We start from the raw sequence: 23,399 nt of genomic DNA, 5'->3' as shown, positions 1-23,399 counted from the left end.
ATAAATTTTTAACCTTATGTTTAAACTTAGATTAAAGAAAAAAAGATAAAATTACATTTTTTAAAACTTCAACTTTAAAAAAGGAAAACATTTTTTGGTTGGATAGCTCAGTCGGTAGAGCAGCAGACTGAAAATCTGCGTGTCGGCAGTTCGATTCTGCCTCTAACCACCATTTTCTTTATTATAAATCTTTCTTTAAATTTTTAGCATAAATTTTAAATTTCTAGTGTATTATTTTAAGAAAATAAAATTTCAAGGTTTGTTAATGAGATTATTGTTTCTTATTTTCTTTTTAAATTTAAATCTTCTAGCGGAAAATTTTTTAGATTTTGCTAAAAACAATATTAAAAAAGAGCAAAATACAAGTCTAGAAAATCCTACAAAACGTATTAAAATTCCTACTCATTAAAATGCAACAAGAAAGTATTTTATTGGCACAATTAAAAGATGGCTATCGTTATAATAGTGATTCTTTAATTTTGGCTGATTTTATTTTAGATTGTGGGATAAAAAATGAATTATTGGATGTTGGATCTGGATGTGGAATTTTAGGTATTTTGATTAAAAAATTTAATGAAAAAATCAAGCTATCAATGATCGATATTCAAGAAAAAAACATACAACTGATCAAACAAAACTTAAAATCCAATCACGTAGAAGCTGAGGTTTTTTGCGATGATTTTTTAAAATTTAATACCCCAAAAAAATTTGATTTTATCATATCTAATCCACCTTTTTATAGACAAGAAATTCATAAGAGTCAAAATTTGCATAAAAATATCAGTAAATTTCAATCCTATTTGCCTTTGGATGAATTTATTTCTAAGGCAAATTCTATGCTTAAACCAAGAGGTGTTTTGTATTTTTGTTATGAGGTTTTAGCGTTTGATAAAATTTGTGTGGCTTTAGAAAAGAAAAAGCTAAAAATGACTAAAATTTGCTTTGTGCATAGTGATAAAAATGAAAAAGCTAGACTTGTTTTGATTGAGGCTAGAAAAAGCGTAAAATCTTTTTGTGAGATATTGCCTCCATTTTTGGTCTATGAAAATGGAAATTTGAGTCAAAAAATGCAAAAAATTCACTCTAGGTTTATATTGGAAAGTTATGATTTTTAAAAAAGATTTTTCTTATTGTTTTGATGAAAATGCGTGTCAAAAATGTGGTGGAAAATGCTGCATTGGGGACAGTGGTAATATTTTTGCAAGTAAAGAAGAGCTTAAAAATTTAAGAGAATATTTGGGCTTAAGTGAAGAAGAATTTATTTTAAAATATCTTAGAAAAGTGGGTTTTAAAATGAGCTTTAAAGAGGTTGAATTTGAAGGTGGATATGCGTGTATCTTTTTTGATCCTATAAATAGAAATTGTTCAATTTATGATTATCGTCCAATGCAATGTCGCACCTTTCCTTTTTGGGAATATTTTAAAACACATCAAGAGGAATTAAAAAAAGAATGTATAGGAATTACTTATTTATCTTAATCGTTATTTTATTGAGTGCTTGTGCTGGTTCTAAAATTGTCGTTACTTATCCTGATTATAAAAAATTTAAAAGTAATGAATTTGATTTAAGGGTGATGAAAGCTTATAATTATGAATATTTTCACCAAAATAAAGAAGCTAGAGATGAGTTTTTAAAGCTTTTTAAGGATTATAATAATACTCATTTTTTAGAAAATGCATTTTTAATTACTTTAGTCAATGATCTTGATCAAAAAAAAGAAATCAACAAAATGGCAAAGCCTTATTTAAATCAAAATGATAATCTTAAGCGTCTTAGTGCCCTTTATGATCTTAACTCTCATGACCTTAAAAATGCTAAAAAATTAGTGCAAGAGCTTTTAAAAAAGGAAAAGAATGATCCAAGAAATTTAGAATTATATGGTGATATTTTGGTGAAGCAAAATGATCTAAAAAGTGCTGAAAAATATTATCATTTGGCTTATAATTATGCTTCAAATGAGGAAATTTTATTAAAACTTGTAAGTGTTTATGTGATTTTAAATAATACAGCTAGTATTAAAGAATTGTTAGAAAATTCTAGAAAAACAAATGGCTGTACTTTAAAAACTTGTATTTTGCTCGCAAAAATTTATAACGATGAAAAAGACTACAAAGCCTTAGTAGGGGTTTATATTCAGCTTTATGAAATCACTAAAAGCAAGAATTTTATTTTATCTGCAGTTGATCTACTTAATTCTGAAAATCAAGTCAAACAAGCTTTAAATATCGCCTTAGAATACAATTTAGATGATGATATTAAATTATATTTATATCAAAAGTTAAAATATTATAATCAAGCTAAAGATTTAAGTATGCAAGTTTATCAACGCACTCACAATAAAGAATACCTTTTACGTGCGGCAATTTTTGAATTTGAAGATGCGAGTTTAAAGAAAAAAATTACACCCAAAATCATACAAGCTGTCAAGGAAAAATTTGAAAAAGCGATTGATGAAAATACTAATGATTTGTATTTAAATTATTATGGATATTTACTGATTGATTATGATTTAGATGTTAAAAAAGGGATTAAATTTGTAGAACTTGCTTTGAAAAAAGATCCGCAGAATTTATATTATTTAGATTCTTTGGCTTGGGGATATTATAAGTTTGGAGATTGTCATAAGGCTTGGGAAATTTTGAAAAAAACTTTTAAAGATAAAGAGTTTTCAAATTCCAAAGAAAGTAAAGCTCATATAAAGGCAATAAAAAAATGTTTAAAGTTATAAAACGAGATGAAATTTATAAAAAAATTCAAAAAGAACTTGAGGAAAGAAAAAAGATTTTACCTTATGACATGCTGGGTCGATCTTTAGCCTCAAATCCTTTTTTTCCCAAAGATGTGTATAAGGCTTTAAAAAGAATAGATCAAGAGATAAAATTGATCCCTCAAATGAAAGAAGATTTAAATCAAAATTTATCCTTGGCCTTAGAGAGTGAAAAAAAAGGAGCGGTTGCTCTTTCTATATCTACTTGGCCGTATTTTAACGGCGTGCTTGAAAATTTAAGCATGATACGCCGCTATACTCAAATTCCTTTATTAAGAGAAGATTTTATTATTGATGAGTATCAAATTTTAGAAACCTTAGTTTATGGTGGAGATTTTATTTTATTGATTGCTAAAATGCTAAGCACCAAAGAGCTTAAAAAATTGCTTGAATTTGCAAGACATTTAGGACTTGAAGCTTTGGTTGAAATTTGCGATAAAGAAGATTTAAGCAAGGCGATTTTAGCTGGAGCTGATCTTGTAAGTATTTGTAATAAAGATGAAAATTTTTCAAACTACGTGCAATTATGTGAAAAACTCATAGGTCAAATTCCAAATTCTAAAGTTATTATTGCTAGTGTAAATGATGAAGAAAATTTACAATACTTGCAAAAATTAGGCATAGATGCTTTTTTAATAAGTAATATAATAAATCATTAAGGAAATTCAATGCAATACTTATACGCGCCTTGGAGAAGTGAATATTTTGAGAAAGAAAAGAGCAAATGTCCTTTTTGCGATTGTGCTAATAAAATAGATGATGATGAAAAATTAGGCGTTATTTTTAGAGCCAAACATTGTTTTGCTGTGATGAATCGCTATCCTTATTCTGCGGGACATTTTATGATCATACCTTATTTACATGAAGAGCATATAGAAAATTTGGATGAGATGATTTGGCAAGAAATGAGTTATTGGGTAAGAGAAGGCGTTAAGATTTTAAAAAACGAACTTCACGCAAGTGGTGTTAATATCGGGATGAATTTAAGTAAAGATGCAGGAGCTGGCATTGCGATGCATTGTCATTATCATTTGGTACCTCGTTGGTTTGGAGATACTAATTTTATTACAACTATAGGAGAAACTAGGGTTTGTGGTACAGATTTAAAAGATGTGTATTATAAATTAGTTAATGCTTTTAACAATGTTAAGTGAATTAGAATTTGAAAATTTTAATCAAGAAAAATTTGATCTTTTAATCGATGCAAGAAGTCCAAAAGAGTTTGCCCATTCACACCTTCAAGGGGCTTTAAATTTTTATGCTTTAAACGATGATGAACATAAAAAAATAGGGACACTTTATAAACAAAATCAGGCTCTAGCTAAAGCGGAGGGCGCAAGCTATATTTGTGCTAATATGGCTTGTCATATTCCTGTAATCACTCAAGAATTTCGTATAGGATCTAAGGTTGGAATTTATTGCGCTAGAGGTGGGTTGCGTTCTAAATCTATAGCGGTTATTTTAAGTGAATTAGGCTATAGAGTAGTGCGTTTAAAAGGAGGTTTTAAAGCTTATAGGACTTTTTTACTGAATTTTTTTGATCAATCTTTAAATTTAAAATTATTTTCGCTTTGTGGAAACACTGGATGTGGGAAAAGTGAGCTTTTAGAATCTTTACCCCATGCCATTCATTTGGAAAAAATGGCAAATCATTTAGGATCTTCTTTTGGAAATATTTTGGGTGATCAACCCACACAAAAAGCTTTTGAATCTTTGCTTTTTAATAATCTTAGCAAGATTAATGATTTTGCCTTTATTGAAAGCGAAAGTCGTAAAATCGGAGAAATAATCTTACCTTTGAGGCTTTATGAGAGTATGCAAAATGCTTTTAAAATTTATTGTTTTTGTTCTTTGGAAAATCGTATTAAAAGAATTGAAAAATTTTATAAAAATAAAATGACTCCTTTAAAATTTAAAGAATGTGTTGCAAAAATCACTCCTTATATCAGTACTAATTTTAAGCAAGATTTATTTCAAAATTACGAAAAAAAAGAGTGGAATAAACTTATTACAATGCTTTTAGAATATTATGATAAAACTTATAAACAGCCAGAAAAAATAGATTTTAAACTCAATACCGATGATATTCAAAAGGCTAAAGAAGAGCTTTTAAATTTATTAAAAACTAAACATAAGTTTAATTTTTAAGAGATTTTAAAATAAAGTCAATAAATTCATCACTATCGTTTGGACAAGAAATTAATGCATAATCTTGCGTAGCTAAATGCTTGTATTCCATACCTAGTTCAAAGATGGTTTCAGAACAATCGATACAAAAAGATATAGGATAAATTAAGGCTTTATTTTTAAGTTTTTCCAAAATATCACTTGTGCTAGGTTCTAGCCATTTTACGGGTCCTAGCTTCGATTGATAAGAAAGAATGATTTCTTCAAAATGATTTTTGAGTTTTTCTTTTAAAATTTGAACATGCTCATTAATATGCTTTTCATATAAATCCCCTTTTTTTATAAGAGAAATTGGCAAAGAATGAGCTGAAAAAATAAGAGTTTTAGCATCAAATTGATTTTTTTTATCTAAGATATGAGAAACAATCATTTGATTATAATTTGCATCTTTATAAAAAATATCCATAATTTTAATCTTGCTTGTGATGTTTAATTTTTTAATTTCTCTTTGTAAAACTTCAAGTGAAGAAGTTACTGTAGTGCAAGAGTGGTGAGGGTAGAGCGGATAAAGGATGATTTCATCTTTTGAATTTAAGGAATATTTTTTTAAAACTTCATTAGCATAAGGCGGGACGTATAAATTGACAAAATCAAAATTAAATTCATTTTGTAAGGAATTGAGTTTGTGACATAAATTTTGTGTAGTTTCATTTAAAGGAGATTTTCCACCCATTTTAATATAATTTTTTTGCATGGTTTTAGTGCGTGATAAGGTTATTATCCAAGCTACAAATCGCCTTAAAAATCTATTTTTAATTCCTAAGATATAAGGATCATTAAACATATTTTTTAAAAAAGTTTTACAATCTTTTAAATGAGTGACTCCGCCCATGTTTAAAAATAAAACTAATTTCATTTTTTTTCCTCTAAGATTTTTTGGACTTTATAGGCATCATCAATGTTTGCTAGGAAATGTTCTTTATTGTTGATTAAATTCGCTAAAGCTTGATGCTCACTAAATAAAGGAGAATTTTTTTCTATTTGAATTTCTTTGCCATCTTTAAGTAATTTAAAATCAGCCAAATTAGCTTCAAAAAAATGTTTTTCTGTTATAAGGTGAATTTTTCTAAGTTTTAAAGAACAATTCCAACTTTGATGTAAAGAAGCTATAATTTCTTCAAGCTCACAAGTTAAAATACTTTCACTTTCTTTATTTTTATCTTGGATAAAACGTTTAATAATTTTGGTTTTTGTGATATTTTTTTGGCTTAAAAAGCGAATCAAATCAAGATCATGCACGGCTAGATCATGTAAAATCCCAACATCGTTAATTCTTTGTGGATAGGGTGAAAATCTTTGTATGTCTATGCTGATAATTTTTTCATCTTTTAAATTTTGTTTTAAGGCTAAAACAGCAGGGTTAAAACGCTCACAAAAGCCCACGGCTATTTTTTTATTTTGTGCTATTTGTTTTAATTCTTCAATTTGTGCCAAATTTAAAGCTAAAGGTTTTTCTATAAGCAGTGCTTTTGCGGAGTTTAAAACTTTTTTTGCAATATCTAAGTGTGAATTTGTAGGCGTTGCGATAATGATAATATCATTATCTTGTTTTATAAATTCATCTAAATTATTGAAAAAAATATCATCAAATTGGCTTAAATTTGAATTTTGATAAAGATCAAATAGGGCATTGATTTTAAAATGAGGATTTCTAGCAAGTTCATTGAGATGATTTTGCCCCATTTTTCCAAGACCTATTATACCGATTTTCATTTTTTAATCCTTGAAAAGATCGATAACTTGCTCTTGCTCTTTTTCTTCTAGAAAAGCTGAAAAAGGTAGAGATAAAATGTGTTCACTCGCATAGCTTGAATTTGTAATTTCTAAATGATTTGCCTCTTTAAAACAAGGTTGTTTATGAAGCGGGGTTGGATAGTGAATCGCATAAGGTATATTAGCTTTTTCAAATTTTTGCAAGATATTTGCTCTATTTTCCACTAAAATACTATATTGTGCATAAACACTTTTAGCATGAGTGTCGATTTTTGGAATCACGCAATTTTTTAAATTTTCATTATAAATTTTAGCTAGATTTTGTCTTTTTTCAATTTCTTGTTCAAGATGTTTTAATTTCACATTTAAAATGGTTGCTTGAAGAGTGTCAAGACGTGCATTAATACCTATAAATTCATGCTTATAACGCTCGGTTTGTCCGTGATTGAGTAAAATTCTTATTTTTTGTGCTAAAGCATCATCATGGCAAAAAATAGCCCCTCCATCTCCATAAGCACCCAAAGGCTTAGATGGAAAAAAGCTGGTGCAAGAAATAGGTGCAATGGAACAAGATTTTTCCCTTTTAAAGCTCGCACCAAAACTTTGCGCCCCATCTTCGATAAGAGTGATATTTTTATTTTTTAGCATTTCATTTAAATTTTTTAAATCACTCATTTGCCCAAACATACTCACAGCAATAACTGCTTTTGTTTTAGATGTGATGGCTTGTTCTACGGCTTTAAAATCAAGATTGTAATTATCAAGGTTGATATCCACAAAAACAGGTTTTGCACCTACTAATGCTACAGCTTCAGCTGTTGCAATAAAGGTAAAATCAGGAACGATCACTTCATCATTTTCTTTAATATCTAAGGCTCTTAAGGCTAAATATAAAGCACTGGTTCCACTTGAACATCCTATGGCATGTTTAATGCCTACAAAATTGGCTAAATTCTTTTCAAATTCATTCAGTTTTAATCCACCTATAAAAGAAGAACTTTGTAAAACGCTTTGAATTTCAGCGTCAATTTCATCTTTATAGGCTAAATATTGTGCATTGAGATTAATGAAATTCATATATACCTTTATATTTTAAAAAGTTTTTAAAACATTTATTGTAGTTTAGTTTTACTTAATTTAAAGTAATTTTGGTATTATATGGTTTTATAAAAATTCTTTTAGGAAGTCTTTATGGATATTAGAAAAGCTTATTTGGATTTTTTTGCTTCTAAAGGACATGAAATCGTCCCTTCAAGCCCTTTAGTTCCTGATGATGCAACTTTACTTTTTACTAACGCAGGTATGGTGCCTTTTAAAAGTATTTTTACCGGAGAATTTCCTCGTCCAAATCCTCCTAGAAAAACAAGTTGTCAAACTTGTATTAGAGCAGGTGGAAAACATAATGATTTAGATAATGTTGGTTATACAGCACGCCACCATACTTTTTTTGAAATGCTTGGAAATTTTAGCTTTGGAGATTATTTTAAAGAGCAAGCGATTTCTTATGCTTGGGAGTTTGTTACTCAAATTTTAAAACTTCCTAAAGATAGACTTTATGTAACCGTTCATCAAGATGACAATGAAGCTTTTGAAATTTGGCAAAAGCACATAGAAAAAGAAAGAATTTATAAATTTGGAGATAAGGATAATTTTTGGCAAATGGGCGATACAGGCCCTTGTGGTCCTTGCAGTGAAATTTTTTATGATCAAGGCGCTGAACATTTTAATAGCGATGAAGATTATATGGGTGGAGATGGAGATAGATTTTTAGAAATTTGGAATCTTGTTTTCATGCAATATGAAAGAAGCGCTGATGGGACTTTAAGTCCTTTACCAAAGCCAAGTATCGATACAGGAATGGGTCTTGAAAGAGTTATGGCGATCAAGGAAGGAAAATTCAGTAATTTTGATAGCTCTTTATTTATGCCAATTATTGATGAAATTTCCAAACTTTGCAAAAAAGAATATATATATGAAAGTGGTGCAAGCTTTAGAGTGATCGCTGATCATATACGCTCTAGCGTGTTTTTACTTGCCCAAGGGACAAATTTTGATAAAGAAGGTAGAGGTTATGTTTTAAGACGAATTTTGCGTCGTGCTCTAAGACATGGTTATTTGTTGGGATTTAAAAAGCCTTTTATGTATAAATTAGTCGATATAGTTTGCCATTTGATGGGAGATCATTACACTTATTTAAATGAAAAAAAAGAATTTGTTAAAGAGCAAATTCGACTTGAAGAAGAAAGATTTTTAAGCACTATAGAAAATGGAATTGAAATCTTTAACGAAGAGCTTAAAAACACTCAAGAAATTTTCAGCGGAGAAGTTGCTTTTAAGCTTTATGATACTTATGGTTTTCCGCTTGATCTAACTCAAGATATGCTTAGAGAAAAAAATCTTAAAGTAGATGAGGAAAAATTTGAAGCTTTAATGCAAGAACAAAAAGAACGTGCTAAGGCTTCTTGGAAAGGAAGTGGAAGTAAAAATGCAAGCGGTGATTTTAAGATTTTGCTTGAAAAATTTGGAGAAAATGAATTTGTTGGTTATGAAAAAATAGAATGCGAAACTAAAATTCTCGCTCTTTTGGATGAAAATTTTAAAGAAATTTCATGCCTTAAGGGTAAAGGTTGGGTGATGCTTGAAAAAACGCCTTTTTATGCAACAAGTGGTGGGCAAAGTGCTGATGTGGGATTTTTAGATGATTGTGAAGTTTTAGACACTCAAAAATTCTTTGGACTTAATCTTAGTTTTGTAAATGCTAATAAAGAATTAAAAATCAATGATCATATAAAAGCAAAAATTGATTTTGAAAAAAGAGAGCAAATCGCACGTCATCACTCAGCAACCCATCTTTTACATCATGTTTTAAGAGAAATTTTAGGCAGTCATGTTTCTCAAGCAGGCTCTTTGGTGGAATTTAATAAATTAAGATTTGATTTTACCCATCCTAAGGCTTTAAGTAAAGAAGAACTAGAATGTATTGAAAAAAGAGTCAATGAAATGATTATACTTTCAAGCGATGCAGTGCTTGAAAGTATGTCTTTAGATGAAGCAAAAAAAAGCGGAGCTATAGCTTTATTTAATGAAAAATATCAAGATAATGTTCGCGTATTAACTCTAGGAGAAAGTAAAGAGCTTTGTGGTGGAACTCATGTTTTAAATACAGCACAGATTGGTAGTTTTTATATCGTTAAAGAAAGTGGTGTGAGTGCAGGCATAAGACGCATAGAAGCGGTTGTATCTAAAGCGGCTTTAAATTTTGTAAAAAATCAGCTTGATGAAATGGCTAAAATTAAAGAAGAATTAAAAAATAATGATGTTTTAAATGGGATAAAAAAACTTAAAAACGAAATTATTACCCTAAAAGAAGAATTAAGAAATTCAAACAAAATAGAATTAAAATCAAAAAATATCAACGGGATACAAATTTGCGTTGAAAGTATCCAAAACGGCGATATTAAAGCTATGATTGATGATTTTAAAAATAAATTTAGCAAAGCTGTGATTTTACTTGCTCAAGTAAAAGAGGGTAAAGTTCTTCTTGCTGCTGGGGTAAAAGACGCTCCTTTAAAAGCTGGAGTTTTAGTCAAAGAAGTGGCGCAAATTTTAGGTGGAAATGGTGGTGGAAGAGATGATTTTGCCACAGCAGGTGGTAAAGATATAATTAAACTTGATGAAGCTTTAAAGCAAAGTTTGGATCATATAGAAAAAGCAATTCAATGTTAATTCTCGCATCAAGTTCTTCTTCGAGGGCAAAATTGCTCCGAGAGGAAAATATTGAATTTAAACAAATTACTTTTAATTATGATGAAAATTTAAATAAAAATATTTTAGCAAGTTTATATGTTCAAAATGTTGTTCTTCAAAAAGAAAAACAATTTTTTGCTGCTTTTGAAAAAGACTTTGAAAATGAAACCGTGCTTTTTGCTGATAGTATTGTTTGTGTAGGGGATAAAATTTTAACCAAAGCGAAGGATAAAAATGAAGCTTATGAAATGCTCGCTTTGCAAGATGGTAAAAGTGTGAGTATTTTGAGTGCTTTTTTATTGGTTAATACTCAAAAAAGAGTTTTTTCTCTTTCTAAAACAACGCTTTATTTTAGAAAATTTGATGAAAATGCTTTAAGAGATTATGTTGAAAATAATCTTTTTCAAGGCAAAGCAGGTTGTATTATGCATGAAGGTTTTCATGGACAATTTATAAAAAAACAAATAGGAAATTCAAGTACAGCTTTAGGGCTTGATATCCAAACTTTAAAGGCTTATTTATGAAAATTTTAAGATATATTTTTTCATTTTTTGGTTTATTGTTAATCGCAGGTGTTGTTTATGTTGGATATCTTTTTACAAGTGTAGATACTCAAGATTATACTTTTAAAGAATATAAACCACCTCTTACAACGCAAATTTTCGATCGAAATGGAAAATTAGTCGCCAATATCTTTGAACAGCATCGTTTTTATGCAAAGTATGATGAATTGCCTCCGCGTTTGATTGAAGCTTTGGTGGCGATTGAAGATACGAGTTTTTTTGAGCACAATGGTGTTAATATCGATGCTATTTTTAGAGCAGGATTGAAAGTGATAAAAAATGTTGGTAAGCCTGTAGAAGGTGCTTCTACTCTTACTCAACAACTTATAAAAAATACAGAATTAACTCCAGAAAAAACCATCACAAGAAAAATCAGAGAAGCTTTGCTTGCCTATAAAATTGAAACCTTGCTAACTAAAGAGCAAATTTTAGAAAGGTATTTGAATTTTATCTTTTTTGGACATGGGTATTATGGTGTAAAAACTGCTGCGCAAGGCTATTTTCATAAAAATTTAAGCGAATTAAGTCTTAAGGAAATTGCAATGCTAGTTGGTATTCCTAAAGCACCAAGCAGCTATGATCCAACCAAACATTTAGATCTTTCTATTTCACGGGCAAATAATGTTTTAACAAGAATGTATAGTTTGGGCTGGATTTCTAAAAGTGATTATGATAGTGCTATGAAAGAGGTGCCTAAAATTTATAATGACACTTTAACTCAAAATGCCGCTCCTTATGTTGTTGATGAGGTGATGAAGCAACTTAATTCTAGCATTAAGGATTTAAAAACGGGTGGCTATAAGATCACTTTAAATATTGATTTAGATGTTCAAGAAATGGCTCAAAATGCTTTAAAATTTGGCTATGATGAAATTGTAAAGCGTGATAAAGATGCAAATTTAAGCACTTTAAATGGTGCTATGGTGGTTGTTAATCATCAAAGTGGTGATGTTTTGGCACTTGTTGGTGGAGTGGATTATGAAAAAAGCAATTATAATCGTGCTACCCAAAGTATGCGTCAGCCAGGAAGCTCTTTTAAGCCTTTTGTGTATCAAGTAGCGATTAATTTAGGTTATTCTCCTATGAGTGAAATTGCGGACATTTCTAGGATTTTTTCAGGTGGTGATAAGGTTTGGAAACCTAAAAATGATGGTGGAAAATTCCTAGGTTTGATTACCCTTAAAGAAGCTTTAACGCGCTCTAGAAATCTTGCTACGATTAATCTCGCGCTTGATATCGGGCTTGATGTGCTTTATTCTAAATTAATGGAATTTGGTTTTAAGGATATTCCGCCAAATTTATCTATAGTTTTGGGAAGTTTTGGAATTTCTCCTTTGGAATATTCTAAATTTTATACCATGTTTGGAAATTATGGGGTGATAAAAGAACCTCAAATTATAAGGCAAGTTCAAGATAAAGATGGCAAAGTGATCATGAAATTTGACTCAAGTGAACATAGAGTGAGTAATCCAGAGCAAAGCTTTTTAGTGCTCGATATGATGAGAAATGTTGTAGAAAGCGGTACAGGTCGCAATGCTAAGATTAAAGGTATAGATATAGCTGGAAAAACGGGAACGACAAATAAAAATGTCGATGCTTGGTTTTGCGGGATTACCCCAGAAATTGAAGCATTGATTTGGTATGGAAATGACAATAATAAACCAATGCGTTATATAGAAAGTGGAGCTAGAACTGCAGCACCGGTATTTAAGAACTTTTTAACTCAATATATAGAGAAATTCCCAAATACAACAAGAAAATTTAGCATTCCAAATGGAGTTTATCAAGGAACTTATAAAGGCAAAAGTGCTTACTATACAGATAAATCACCTTTGCCAAGAAATAATATCAATTTAAATGAAAATGAGATTTTGTTTTAAATTGAAAGTAGAAATTTCTACTTTCAATTTTGTATTTTTTTGATTATAATTTCATCATTTTCAGCATCGATTAAAATGTTATCATTTTCGTTAAGTTCATCAGTTAAGATCATATTACTTAATTTATCCTCTATCATATCATAAATAGCTCTTTTTAATGGTCTAGCTCCAAAGTCAGGATCAAAACCATTTTTTGCGATTAAAAGCGCTCCATTTTCGCTTAAATTTGCTTTGATACCTTTGTTTGATAAGCTATTTTGCAAATCTTTAAATAAAAGTTTGACAATTTCATAAGCCTCATCTTGTCCTAAAGGATTAAAAGTAATGATATCATCTAAACGATTTAAAAATTCAGGTTTAAAGAAATTTTTTAATTCATTTTTGATCGCATTTTCTTTCTCTTCTCCATTTAGCGTCATGATTGCGTTTGAAGCGATATTGGAGGTTAAAATAATAATGGTATTTTTAAAATCCACCGTTACGCCTTTGCTATCTGTTGCTCTTCCATCATCTAAAATTCCTAAAAGTACATTAAAAACATCTTTATGAGCTTTTTCAACTTCATCAAATAAAAGAACGCTATAAGGTTTTCTACGCACTGCTTCGGTTAGTTCTCCACCTTCTTCATGCCCTATATATCCTGGAGGCGCTCCTAAAAGTCTTGAAACGCTATGTTTTTCCATAAATTCACTCATATCAAAGCGTATCATAGCCTTTTCATCATCAAATAAAAATTTTGCCAAAGCTTTAGCTGATTGGGTTTTTCCTACTCCAGTTGGTCCTAAAAATAAAAAACTTCCTATAGGTTTATTGTCTGCATTAAGTCCTGCTTTATTGCGTTTAATAGCTCTTGCTAAAGCATTTAAGGCTTTATCTTGCCCTATAACGCTTTCTTTTAAGTGCTTTTCAACCTCTAAGAATTTTTGTTTTTCAGAAGTAAGCATTTTCTGCACGCTAATACCTGTCCATTTGCTCAAAATTCCAGCGACCAAGTCTTCATCCACTTGATTTTTAAGTAACACGCCATTTTCGCTCATTTTTTTCCATTTTTCTTCTAAGTTTTGCACTTCTTTTTCAAGGCTTGGAATTTTTCCATATTCTAATTCAGCTGCTTTTTGAAATTCGCCTTTATTTTTAGCTAAATTGGCTTCATTTTTTAAAAGATCAATTTCTTTTTTCTTGGTACTGATTTCATTAAAAACGCCTTTTTCGTTTTCAAATTGTGAATTTAATGCGCTTTGTTTTTCTTTTAAATTGGCTAATTCTTTGATGATTTCTTCTATTCTTTTTTCATTTTTTTTATCATCTTCCATTTTTAAAGCTTCATTTTCAACTTCTAAAGTTTCAATGTCTTTTCTTACTTTTCTTAAAGAACTAGGTTCGCTTTCAATTTGCATCTTAAGTTCAGCAGCGGCTTCATCGATCAGATCAATAGCTTTATCGGGCAAAAAACGATCGGCTATATAGCGTTTTGAAAGCTTAGCAGCTGCGACTAAAGCACTATCATTGATTGTAACATTATGATGAATTTCTAATTTTTCTTTGATCCCTCTTAGCATCGCTAAAGCTTCATTGATGCTAGGTTCAGGAACATTTACAGGTTGAAAACGGCGTTGTAAAGCCGCGTCTTTTTCAAAATATTTGCGGTATTCTTTCAAAGTAGTAGCGCCTATGGTATGAAGTTCACCTCTGGCTAAAGCAGGTTTTAAGATATTAGCTGCATCCATACTCCCTTCACTCGCTCCAGCTCCTACTATGGTGTGAATTTCATCTATAAATAAGATGATATTTTTATTTTTAATTACTTCATTAACTACTGCTTTTAAACGATCTTCAAATTCGCCACGGTATTTTGCACCTGCTATTAAAGCACTCATGTCAAGCGCAATAACTTTTTTATTTTGTAAAGAAGTTGGCACATCTTTTTTAATTATTCTTTGTGCTAAAGCTTCAACAATTGCGGTTTTTCCAACTCCAGGTTCTCCAAGTAAAATAGGATTGTTTTTAGTTTTTCGGATAAGAATTTGCATAAGTCTTTCTATTTCTTCTTCTCTTCCAATAACTGGATCTAGTTCTCCTTGAGTTGCTTTTTGAGTTAGATCAATACCGAATTTATTTAAACTATCTAAAGTTTCATCGCTTGTTTTATTATCAATCTTTCTTCCAGCTCTTAAATTTTGTAATTCTTTTTGAAATTCTTTACGATCTAAAAACTTAGATAAAATTTCTTTAATCGGATTCTTTTCACTTTCGCTAATAAGCCAAGTATCTACGGATAAATAACTGTCTCCATTTGCACTCATTAAACCTTTAGCACTTTCTAAAGAGTTGATAAATTCATTTGAAAATCTAATGGTTTCTTTAGTAACATTTGAACTTGTTGGTAATTTAGAAATTTTGCTTTTAATTTCAAGTTCTAAGGCTTCTTTGGAAATATTTAACTTATTAAGTATTTGATTAAGTAAACTTGAGCTATCAACACACAAAGCCCAAAAAAGATGCAAAGGAACAATTTCATTATTTTTAGAATATATTGCCAAAGATGCTGCACTTTCAACATTTGAAAGCATAGAGTCTGTTAAATAATCTTGTATATTTGCCATATTGATTCCTTTTTTATTAATTTATATAAGATGTATTATATAACTTTAGTCATATAATGTCAAGTTATTTTATATTATTTTATAAATATATTTAAGTTAATTTTTGTAAAGTTTAAATAAAAACCCTATTTTACAAACATATCAATAGCTTTATTAAGATCTTCTATGCTTTGTTTATTTTCTTCAGAGCATGTATGATGGATGCAATGAGCTAAATGTTCTTTTAAAACAGCTTTTGCGGTATTATTAACCGCTGCTTTAATGGCGGCAAGCTGTATTAAAATTTTGCTACAATCCTCATCTCTTTCTACCATGTTTTTAACTGCCTCTAAATGTCCTATTGTTCGACTAAGTCTATTGCTGATCGCTTTAATATGTTTTTGAGAATGTTGATGTTTTTTTACATTTTGCATTTATCTTCCTAAAAATCTTTTGATTTTTTTCAAAGTAAAAATTTAAAATCATTCTAGCATAAAAAATAAAAGAAAAGACAATGTAAATTTTTATGTTTAATTTACGATTTCTTAAGTATTTTTTATTAAAATTTGCTTTTAGAATATGATAAAAAATTTTAACGGAGTTTCACTTGAAGATAAAACGATCTTTAGCCACTTTATTAGGTTTTGTAAGCTCTTTGGCTTTTTGTATTTTTTTTGTTGGAAATTTACATGCCAAAGCTGACGATAATAAAAAATTAGAACAACGTTTGCAAGCTTTAGATAAGCTTACAAAAACTTTAGCTATAGTTGAGCAATATTATGTTGATGATGAAAATATAAGTGATTTGGTTGATAAATCTTTATCTGGACTTTTGAGCAATCTTGATGCACATTCTTCTTTTTTAAACGAAAAAGATTTCAATGATATGAAAATTCAAACTAATGGTGAATTTGGAGGACTTGGAATTACGGTAGGTATGAAAGATGGAGCTTTGACTGTTGTTTCTCCTATGGAAGGAACTCCTGCAGATAAAGCAGGAATAAAATCAGGCGATATCATTTTAAAAATAAACAATGAAGCAACCTTGGGTATGAATTTAAACGATGCTGTGGAAAAAATGCGTGGCAAACCAAAAACTGAAATCACTTTAACCATTTTTAGAAAAGGTTCTACTAAGCCTTTTGATGTAATTCTTATGAGAGATATTATAAAGGTTGAGAGCGTTTATGCAAAATTGATCCAAAAAGAGAATATTTTGTATTTAAGAGTGACCAATTTTGATAAAAATGTAGTCGATTCTGCAAGCAAAGAGCTTAAAAGATATCCTAATGTTAAAGGGGTTATTTTAGATCTTAGAAATAATCCAGGCGGACTTTTAAGTCAGGCTATAGGATTAGTTAATTTATTTGTAGATAAAGGTGTGATCGTTTCTCAAAAAGGACGCATGGTTAGTGAAAATCAAGAATATAAAGCAGAAGCAAAAAATAAAATTTCCAATGCTCCTTTAGTGGTGCTTGTCAATGGTGGAAGTGCAAGCGCGAGTGAGATTGTTAGTGGGGCTTTGCAAGATTTAAAAAGAGCTGTAATTGTTGGCGAAAATACTTTCGGAAAAGGCAGTGTGCAGCAAATCATCCCTATTAATAAAACCGAAGCATTAAGATTGACTATAGCAAGATATTATTTGCCAAGTGGCCGTACTATCCAAGCTATAGGTGTAAAGCCGGATATTGAAGTTTTTCCTGGAAAAGTAAGCACCCAAGAAGAAGGCTTTAGTCTAAAAGAAAGTGAATTAAAACAGCACCTAGAAAATGAACTTCAAAAAACTGATAACAAAAAAGAAGAGAAAAAAGAAGAGAAAAGTGATAAAAACATCATTACATCGAAACAAATTTATGAAGATGCACAATTAAAATCTGCTATTGATGCGGTGAAAATATTAAATATTAAGGGTGGTACGTTATGACAAAAAAAGATTTAATGTATGAGGGAAAAGGAAAGAAGCTTTTTAAAACTGATGATGAAAATTTATTAATCAGCGAATTTAAAGATGATTTAACAGCTTTTAATGCTGAAAAAAAAGGAAACGAAAGCGGTAAAGGGGCTTTAAATTGTAAAATTAGCACAGAAATTTTTCATTTGCTTGAAAAAAATGGTATTAAAACTCATTTAGTTGATTGTATTAGCGATACAGAACAATTAGTAAAAAAATGCAAAATCATCCCTATAGAAGTAATAGTGCGCAATGTTGCCACAGGTTCGATCGTAAAAAGATTAGGCTTAGAGGATGGTAAGGTTTTACCTTTTGCTTTGGTTGAATTTTGTTTAAAAGATGATGCTTTAGGCGATCCTTTTATTAATGATGATCATTGTTTGATTCTAAATTTAGTTCAAGATGAAGTGCAAATTCAAGAGATTAAAAATATCGCTAAAAAGATCAATTCCATCTTAACTCCATTTTTTGATTCTAAAAATTTAAGATTAATTGACTTTAAAATAGAATTGGGTATAACTAAAGATAATGAGCTTGTTTTAGCTGATGAAATCAGTCCAGATAGCTGTAGATTTTGGGATAAATTTAGCAATGAAAAATTAGATAAAGACAGATTTCGTCAGAATTTAGGTAGCGTAAAAGTTGCTTATGAAGAAGTTTTAAAAAGAATTTTAAGTTAGGGTATATTTAATGAAAATAGTGGTAAATATTTTTTTAAAAAATGGGGTTTTAGATCCTCAAGGTAAAGCTATTGAAAAGGCTTTGCATTCTTTAAATTTTAACGAAGTTAAAGAAGTGAGAATGGCTAAACAACTCATCATTGATTTAGATGAAAAAGATAAAGCAAGAGCTAAAGAACGTATTGCAAAAATGTGCGAAGAATTACTGGTTAATAATGTAATTGAAGATTATGAACTGAGTATAAGTGAGAAATAATGAAAGTAGCAATTATTCGATTTCCTGGAACAAATTGTGAATTTGATACAGAATATGCATTTAGCAAACTTGGAGCTAAAACCGAAATAATTTGGCATGAGCAAAAAGAATTTACAGCTGATTTGGTTGTTTTACCTGGTGGATTTTCTTATGGAGATTATTTAAGATGCGCAGCGATTGCTAAACTTGCTCCTGCGATGCAAGGTGTTTTTGAGCACGCTAAAAAAGGAGGCTATATTTTAGGAATTTGTAATGGATTTCAAATTCTTTTAGAGAGTGGTCTTTTAAAAGGTGCAATGAAACACAATGAAAAATTAAGTTTTATTTCAAAAAATCAAGATCTAAAAGTGGTTTCAAATCAAAATGTTTTTTTAAGGAATTTTCAAAAAGATGATATTATTAATTTACCAATTGCACACGGAGAAGGAAATTACTACGCAAAAGAGGATGTTTTAAGAGAATTAGAAGATAAGGACTTAATCACATTAAAATATCAACCAAACCCTAACGGTTCTGTTTGCGATATTGCTGGAATTTGTGATGAAAATAAAAAGATTTTTGGTCTTATGCCACATCCTGAAAGAGCTTGTGATAATGTTTTGGGTAATGAAATAGGCTTAAAAATGTTAGAAGGTTTTATGTGAGAATATTATTTTTTATAATTTTATTTTCTTGCAGTCTTTTTGCTCAAAAAGAAATCTCTGTTTTTGATGCTCAAAAAGTGCAAAAAGAGTTAGAAAAATTACCAAAAGAAGAGCAGCAAATTTATCAAAATATTGCTCCAAGTGATGAAAATACCGACATCGATACGAGTAATATTGAAGATCCTTTTATCCCGCAAAGCTCTTTGGTACTTACAAATGATGAATATCCACACAAGGTTTATGTTGGAGAAGTTTTTCCAATTACCATTCATGCAAAAACAACTGAAAATACTAATTTTGATTTTAAGATCAATGTAAAAAAGAATGATGACTTGCTTTTTTTAAATTCTGATGCAAAGTGGAAAAATATACAAGGTGAGTATGTAGCAACTTTATGGTTTGAGGCTAAGACTTCCAATGCCTCTTTAGAGCAAATTTCAATTCAATTGCTCAGAAATGGAGAAGCTTTTCAGCAATCTGCTTTAAATTTAAATCCAATCAGATATGAAATCACACCAAGTGATAATCATTTTTCACACTTAGTAGCAAGCTCTTTAGAAGTAAAAAAGATAAAAACTAAAAATTTTGATAATAATAGCATCATTGTTATGCTTGAATTAAATGCTACCAATACAAATCTTAAAAGTTTTTATATCGATGGTGTTCAAAAACAAGGAGTTGAAAATTTAAAAGGTGATTTTAACGCTTCTACTGGTTTTTATTATGCTTTATTTCCATCATCTAAAACCCATTTTGATTTTTCTTATTTCAATAAAGATACTAAAAGTCTTGAAAATATGAGTTTTGGACTTGTTATTAGTGATGATGAAATTAGCACTCAAAGTGATTTAAATCCTACCAATAAAGATTTTAATATTTATAAACAATATGCACTTTGGTTTTTTACATTTGTTTTTGCACTTTTGTTTGTATGGAGAAAAAATTATATTATTTTAGCTTTAGCAATAATATGTTTCATATTAAGTTTTTTTATAGATACAAGCGTAAAAAGCGGTATTTTAAAAGCAGGTTCAAGGGCAAGAATTTTACCAACAGAGCCTTCAACTTTTTTCTATACAGCTCATTCTAATGAAAAAGTTAAAATTTTAGGAAAAAGATTAGATTATATCAAAGTAATTCTTAAAAATGGTCAAATAGGATGGGTGCTTCGTGAAGATTTACAAAAAAATTAAAGCTTTATATTTTTGGATTTTTTTTATTTTTAGTATTTTAATTGTAGTATGTTGCTTTTGTTTTGTAAATTCCCAAAATACCCTTTGGAAGATTCGTAGAATTTGGGCTAAATTTCAAAAATATACTATTTTTTATAAAACAGAGCTTGTGGGTGAATTTAATCCCAATGCAAATATGATTTTAATGAATCATCAAAGCGCATTAGATATTATTGCCTTAGAGGAATTATACCCTAAAAATTTATGCTGGATTGCAAAAAAAGAACTTGGAGAAATTCCACTTTTTAAAATCACTATAAAAAAACCAAAATTGCTTTGTATTGATAGAAAAAATCCAAGAGATTTAGTACGCGTATTAAAAGAAGCTAAAGAAAGGCTAAGCGAAGATAGAGTTTTAGCCATTTTTCCTGAAGGAACGCGTTCAAAAACAGAAAAAATGCTTAAATTTCAAAGTGGGGCTAAAGTTTTAACTGAAAAATTGAATTTAAAAGTTCAGCCTATTTTGATCGTAGATTCTGCTAAAATTTTAGATACAAAAAGTTTTAGCGTAGGAAGTGGTGGAAATTTAAGGATTATTTGTATGGATTTAGTAGATACTAGTGATGAGAGATGGCTTGAAAATACTAGAAAAAAAATGCAAGAAATACTAGATCAAGAAAGAATGAAATCATGCTCAATATGATTTTAATTGTAGGCATAGGCGGCTTTTTGGGTTCTGTATTTAGAATGTTAAGTATTAATTTTATCAATAAAATTTTTCCACATGCTATTGGCTTTGGTACTCTTTTTGTAAATGTTTTGGGCTCATTTGTTATAGGACTTTGTTTTTCTTATGCACAAAATAAAGGTTTATCTCCGTTACTTAAAAATTTTATCAATACAGGATTTTTAGGAGCTTTTACAACTTTTTCTACTTTTTCTTATGAAAATTTAATGCTTTTGCAAAATGGAAATTATTTTCATCTTTTTCTCAATATTGTTTTTAATGTCATTTTGTGTTTATTGGCAGTTTGGCTTGGTTTTATAATTTTTAAATAAATTTTTTACAATTATGTATTTTTTGCTAAAATAACGCATTTGAAAAATACAAAGGAGAAAAAATGCAATTTCAAACTGAAGTTAATCAACTTTTACAATTGATGATTCATTCTTTATATTCAAATAAGGAAATTTTTTTAAGAGAGCTCGTTTCTAATGCTAGTGATGCTTTAGATAAATTGAATTTTTTAAGTGTCAGTGATGACTCTTATAAGAGCTTAAAATTTGATCCTAAAATAGAAATTACAATAGACAAAGATAAAAAAACTTTAACTATTGGTGATAATGGTATAGGTATGAATAAAGAAGATTTGATTAATAACCTAGGAACCATTGCAAAGAGTGGTACAAAAAGCTTTTTAGAGAATTTAAGCGGTGATGCTAAGAAAGATTCTCAACTTATAGGGCAATTTGGTGTTGGATTTTATTCTGCTTTTATGGTGGCAAATAAAATTGAAGTTTTAAGTAGAAAAGCTTTGGATGATAAAGCTTATCTTTGGACTTCTGATGCAAATGGTTATGAAATTGAAGACGCTAAAAAAGAAGAGCAAGGAACCATGATCACGCTTTATTTAAAAGATGACGAATTTGCTAATTCTTATAAAATTGAAAGCATTATAGAAAAATATTCAAATCATATACAATTTCCAATTTTTATGGAAAAAGAAGAGTATATCCCAGCTAAAGAGGGTGAAACAGAAGGAAAGAGTGAAGTAAAAATCACTCAAATCAATAAAGCCAATGCTCTTTGGAGAATGCAAAAAACAAACCTTAAAGTTGAAGATTATGAAAAATTTTATGAACAAAATTTCCATGATTCTAATAAGCCTTTGTTATATCTTCATACCAAAAGCGAAGGAAAACTAGAATATAGTTCTTTATTTTTCATTCCAAAAAATGCTCCTTTTGATCTTTTTAGAGTGGATTATCAAAGCGGACTTAAACTCTATGTAAAACGTGTTTTTATTAGCGATGATGATAAAGAACTCTTACCGACTTATTTGCGTTTTGTTAGAGGGATTATCGATGTTGAAGATTTGCCATTGAACGTAAGTCGTGAAATTTTGCAAGAAAATCAAATTTTAAAAGCAGTTAAAGAAGCGAGTGTTAAAAAAATACTTAGCGAACTTGAAAAATTAAAAAATAAAGACAAAGATAAATATTTAGATTTTTTTAAAACTTTTGGAAAAGTTTTAAAAGAAGGGCTTTATGGTTTTGGAACAGAAAAAGAAAGTTTGTTAAAACTTATGTTTTATAAAAGCACCAAAGGTGAAAATTTGCGTTCTTTGGAAGAATATAAAAATGATTTACAAAAAGATCAAAAAGAAATTTTTTATATTACAGGAAATAATGAAAGTCTACTTAGAAATTCACCTTTATTGGAAGAGTATAAGCAAAACAATATAGAAGTACTTTTAATGGATGATGAGATTGATTCTTTGGTAACTCCTATGCTTGGAGAGTATGAAGGGTTAAAATTTATAGCCATTAATCAAGTTGAAGATAAAAACGAATTAAGTGATGAAGAGAAGAAAGAATATGCTCCACTTGTAGCTAAATTTAAAGAACTTTTAAAAGATGAGGTTGAAGATGTAAGATTAACTAGTCGTTTAAAGGATAGTCCAAGTTGTATTGTTTTTGATAAAAATAAACCTGATTTTGCTATGCAGCAGCTTTTAAAGCAAATGGGACAAGAGCAAAATATAAAGCCTATCTTAGAAATCAATCCAAAGCATGCGATTTTTTCAGGACTTAAAAATAATGAAACATTCTATAGCGATATTGCAATTTTGGTATTAAATATGGCTAAACTTAGTGAAGGTATGGGGATTGAAAATGCTTCTGAATTTAATACAAGTTTGGCTAAAATCATCACAAAGGCTTTTTCATGATAGAGAATATTCCAGCTAGTGTTTGGACAAAACAAGATTTAAGCGAATATCAAATTTTTGATGTTCGCACTCCTTTGGAATGGGAGGAAGGTGTACTACCTAATGCTGAGTGCGTTTCATTTTATGATCATAAGGGATTTTTAAATGAAAATTTTTTGCGAGAATTTCAAACTAAACAAAAATCTGATAAAAAAATAGCTTTTATTTGTCGCAGTGGCCATAGAAGTATGTTGGCTGCACAGTATATCAAAGATCAGCTTGGTTTAGATAGTGTGAATTTAGATGGTGGAATGTTAGCGCTTTAA

At 29.5% G+C, this 23,399-nt stretch carries 23 protein-coding genes, 1 tRNA gene and 1 pseudogene; 20 read left to right on the top strand and 5 right to left on the bottom strand.

The window, feature by feature from the left end; all coding sequences use genetic code 11:
- Nucleotides 1-96 precede the first annotated feature (96 nt).
- The 8 genes from H2277_RS01225 to mnmH all read left to right on the top strand — a co-directional run bounded on the left by H2277_RS01225 (nucleotide 97) and on the right by mnmH (nucleotide 4,916).
- A tRNA-Phe gene (locus tag H2277_RS01225) sits at nucleotides 97-172 on the top strand.
- A 93-nt stretch (nucleotides 173-265) separates the two neighbouring features.
- Entirely contained in the window at nucleotides 266-409 is a 144-nt protein-coding gene (locus H2277_RS01220) for a hypothetical protein (protein WP_337200590.1), read from the top strand.
- 1 nt (nucleotide 410) lies between these two features.
- Complete coding sequence (locus H2277_RS01215) at nucleotides 411-1,115, top strand: methyltransferase (RefSeq protein WP_337200589.1); 705 nt, start codon at nucleotides 411-413, stop codon at nucleotides 1,113-1,115.
- Complete coding sequence (locus H2277_RS01210; RefSeq protein ID WP_337200588.1) at nucleotides 1,105-1,479, top strand: YkgJ family cysteine cluster protein; 375 nt, start codon at nucleotides 1,105-1,107, stop codon at nucleotides 1,477-1,479. Before H2277_RS01215 ends, H2277_RS01210 begins: the two co-directional genes overlap by 11 nt.
- Nucleotides 1,452-2,729 (top strand): ATP-dependent nuclease subunit B, encoded by a 1,278-nt coding sequence (locus tag H2277_RS01205; protein WP_337200587.1) that lies wholly within the window; start codon nucleotides 1,452-1,454, stop codon nucleotides 2,727-2,729. Before H2277_RS01210 ends, H2277_RS01205 begins: the two co-directional genes overlap by 28 nt.
- The gene (locus H2277_RS01200) at nucleotides 2,714-3,427 is read left to right on the top strand and encodes an indole-3-glycerol phosphate synthase TrpC (protein ID WP_407928548.1); all 714 of its coding nucleotides are present in this window, start codon (nucleotides 2,714-2,716) and stop codon (nucleotides 3,425-3,427) included. Before H2277_RS01205 ends, H2277_RS01200 begins: the two co-directional genes overlap by 16 nt.
- Nucleotides 3,428-3,436: 9 nt before the next feature.
- Nucleotides 3,437-3,922, top strand: a complete 486-nt coding sequence (locus H2277_RS01195; RefSeq protein WP_337200586.1) for an HIT domain-containing protein — start codon at nucleotides 3,437-3,439, stop codon at nucleotides 3,920-3,922.
- The gene (mnmH, locus tag H2277_RS01190) at nucleotides 3,912-4,916 is read left to right on the top strand and encodes a tRNA 2-selenouridine(34) synthase MnmH (protein ID WP_337200585.1); all 1,005 of its coding nucleotides are present in this window, start codon (nucleotides 3,912-3,914) and stop codon (nucleotides 4,914-4,916) included. The genes H2277_RS01195 and mnmH overlap by 11 nt, the downstream gene beginning before the upstream one ends.
- On the opposite strand, the gene hemH is transcribed toward mnmH, so the two are convergent.
- The 3 genes from hemH to H2277_RS01175 are packed head-to-tail and all read right to left on the bottom strand — an operon-like array spanning nucleotide 4,906 to nucleotide 7,745.
- Complete coding sequence (hemH, locus tag H2277_RS01185) at nucleotides 4,906-5,811, bottom strand: ferrochelatase (RefSeq protein ID WP_337200584.1); 906 nt, start codon at nucleotides 5,809-5,811, stop codon at nucleotides 4,906-4,908. The genes mnmH and hemH overlap by 11 nt on opposite strands.
- Nucleotides 5,808-6,668 (bottom strand): Gfo/Idh/MocA family oxidoreductase, encoded by an 861-nt coding sequence (locus tag H2277_RS01180; RefSeq protein WP_337200583.1) that lies wholly within the window; start codon nucleotides 6,666-6,668, stop codon nucleotides 5,808-5,810. Before H2277_RS01180 ends, hemH begins: the two co-directional genes overlap by 4 nt.
- A 3-nt stretch (nucleotides 6,669-6,671) precedes the next feature.
- Nucleotides 6,672-7,745 (bottom strand): DegT/DnrJ/EryC1/StrS family aminotransferase, encoded by a 1,074-nt coding sequence (locus tag H2277_RS01175; protein WP_337200582.1) that lies wholly within the window; start codon nucleotides 7,743-7,745, stop codon nucleotides 6,672-6,674.
- A 114-nt stretch (nucleotides 7,746-7,859) separates the two neighbouring features.
- Between H2277_RS01175 and alaS the strand changes: the two genes are divergently transcribed.
- From alaS to H2277_RS01160, 3 genes are read left to right on the top strand one after another with little or no spacing between them, the layout of a single operon-like run.
- On the top strand, nucleotides 7,860-10,394 hold the full coding sequence (gene alaS / locus H2277_RS01170) for an alanine--tRNA ligase (protein WP_337200581.1): 2,535 nt from the start codon (nucleotides 7,860-7,862) through the stop codon (nucleotides 10,392-10,394).
- Nucleotides 10,388-10,939 carry a septum formation inhibitor Maf gene (gene maf, locus H2277_RS01165; protein WP_337200580.1) on the top strand — a complete coding sequence of 184 codons (552 nt, stop codon included), beginning with the start codon at nucleotides 10,388-10,390 and terminating at the stop codon, nucleotides 10,937-10,939. Before alaS ends, maf begins: the two co-directional genes overlap by 7 nt.
- Complete coding sequence (locus tag H2277_RS01160) at nucleotides 10,936-12,858, top strand: penicillin-binding protein 1A (protein ID WP_337200579.1); 1,923 nt, start codon at nucleotides 10,936-10,938, stop codon at nucleotides 12,856-12,858. Before maf ends, H2277_RS01160 begins: the two co-directional genes overlap by 4 nt.
- Nucleotides 12,859-12,881: 23 nt before the next feature.
- Here the strand turns inward: H2277_RS01160 and H2277_RS01155 are convergent, their stop codons facing one another.
- Both H2277_RS01155 and H2277_RS01150 read right to left on the bottom strand, forming a co-directional pair.
- A complete protein-coding gene (locus tag H2277_RS01155) occupies nucleotides 12,882-15,461 on the bottom strand; it encodes an AAA family ATPase (RefSeq protein WP_337200578.1) in 2,580 nt (859 codons plus the stop codon).
- A gap of 125 nt (nucleotides 15,462-15,586) precedes the next feature.
- Nucleotides 15,587-15,874: a metal-sensing transcriptional repressor gene (locus H2277_RS01150; RefSeq protein ID WP_337200577.1), complete on the bottom strand. Its 288-nt coding sequence runs from the start codon at nucleotides 15,872-15,874 to the stop codon at nucleotides 15,587-15,589.
- 233 nt (nucleotides 15,875-16,107) lie between these two features.
- Here H2277_RS01150 and H2277_RS01145 point away from each other — a divergent pair, with 233 nt between their 5' ends.
- The 9 genes and pseudogenes from H2277_RS01145 (at nucleotide 16,108) to H2277_RS01105 (ending at nucleotide 23,399) form a co-directional block, all read left to right on the top strand.
- Nucleotides 16,108-17,364 carry a S41 family peptidase gene (locus tag H2277_RS01145; RefSeq protein WP_407928550.1) on the top strand — a complete coding sequence of 419 codons (1,257 nt, stop codon included), beginning with the start codon at nucleotides 16,108-16,110 and terminating at the stop codon, nucleotides 17,362-17,364.
- Nucleotides 17,361-18,071: a phosphoribosylaminoimidazolesuccinocarboxamide synthase gene (gene purC / locus H2277_RS01140; protein WP_337200576.1), complete on the top strand. Its 711-nt coding sequence runs from the start codon at nucleotides 17,361-17,363 to the stop codon at nucleotides 18,069-18,071. Before H2277_RS01145 ends, purC begins: the two co-directional genes overlap by 4 nt.
- A 10-nt stretch (nucleotides 18,072-18,081) precedes the next feature.
- Nucleotides 18,082-18,327, top strand: coding sequence for a phosphoribosylformylglycinamidine synthase subunit PurS (purS, locus tag H2277_RS01135; protein ID WP_337200575.1), 246 nt, complete (start codon nucleotides 18,082-18,084; stop codon nucleotides 18,325-18,327).
- Nucleotides 18,327-19,038, top strand: a pseudogene (gene purQ, locus H2277_RS01130) (phosphoribosylformylglycinamidine synthase I). Before purS ends, purQ begins: the two are co-directional and overlap by 1 nt.
- Nucleotides 18,974-20,164 (top strand): hypothetical protein, encoded by a 1,191-nt coding sequence (locus tag H2277_RS01125; RefSeq protein ID WP_407928549.1) that lies wholly within the window; start codon nucleotides 18,974-18,976, stop codon nucleotides 20,162-20,164. Before purQ ends, H2277_RS01125 begins: the two are co-directional and overlap by 65 nt.
- On the top strand, nucleotides 20,142-20,846 hold the full coding sequence (locus tag H2277_RS01120; RefSeq protein WP_337200572.1) for a lysophospholipid acyltransferase family protein: 705 nt from the start codon (nucleotides 20,142-20,144) through the stop codon (nucleotides 20,844-20,846). The genes H2277_RS01125 and H2277_RS01120 overlap by 23 nt, the downstream gene beginning before the upstream one ends.
- Nucleotides 20,834-21,202, top strand: a complete 369-nt coding sequence (gene crcB, locus H2277_RS01115) for a fluoride efflux transporter CrcB (protein WP_337200571.1) — start codon at nucleotides 20,834-20,836, stop codon at nucleotides 21,200-21,202. Before H2277_RS01120 ends, crcB begins: the two co-directional genes overlap by 13 nt.
- Before the next feature lie 62 nt (nucleotides 21,203-21,264).
- Nucleotides 21,265-23,094 carry a molecular chaperone HtpG gene (htpG, locus tag H2277_RS01110; RefSeq protein WP_337200570.1) on the top strand — a complete coding sequence of 610 codons (1,830 nt, stop codon included), beginning with the start codon at nucleotides 21,265-21,267 and terminating at the stop codon, nucleotides 23,092-23,094.
- Entirely contained in the window at nucleotides 23,091-23,399 is a 309-nt protein-coding gene (locus H2277_RS01105; protein WP_337200569.1) for a rhodanese-like domain-containing protein, read from the top strand. The genes htpG and H2277_RS01105 overlap by 4 nt, the downstream gene beginning before the upstream one ends.

It is taken from the genome of Campylobacter sp. W0014 (assembly GCF_020135975.1).
Lineage (GTDB): Bacteria > Campylobacterota > Campylobacteria > Campylobacterales > Campylobacteraceae > Campylobacter_D.
This window is presented reverse-complemented; position numbering and strand designations above follow the sequence as displayed.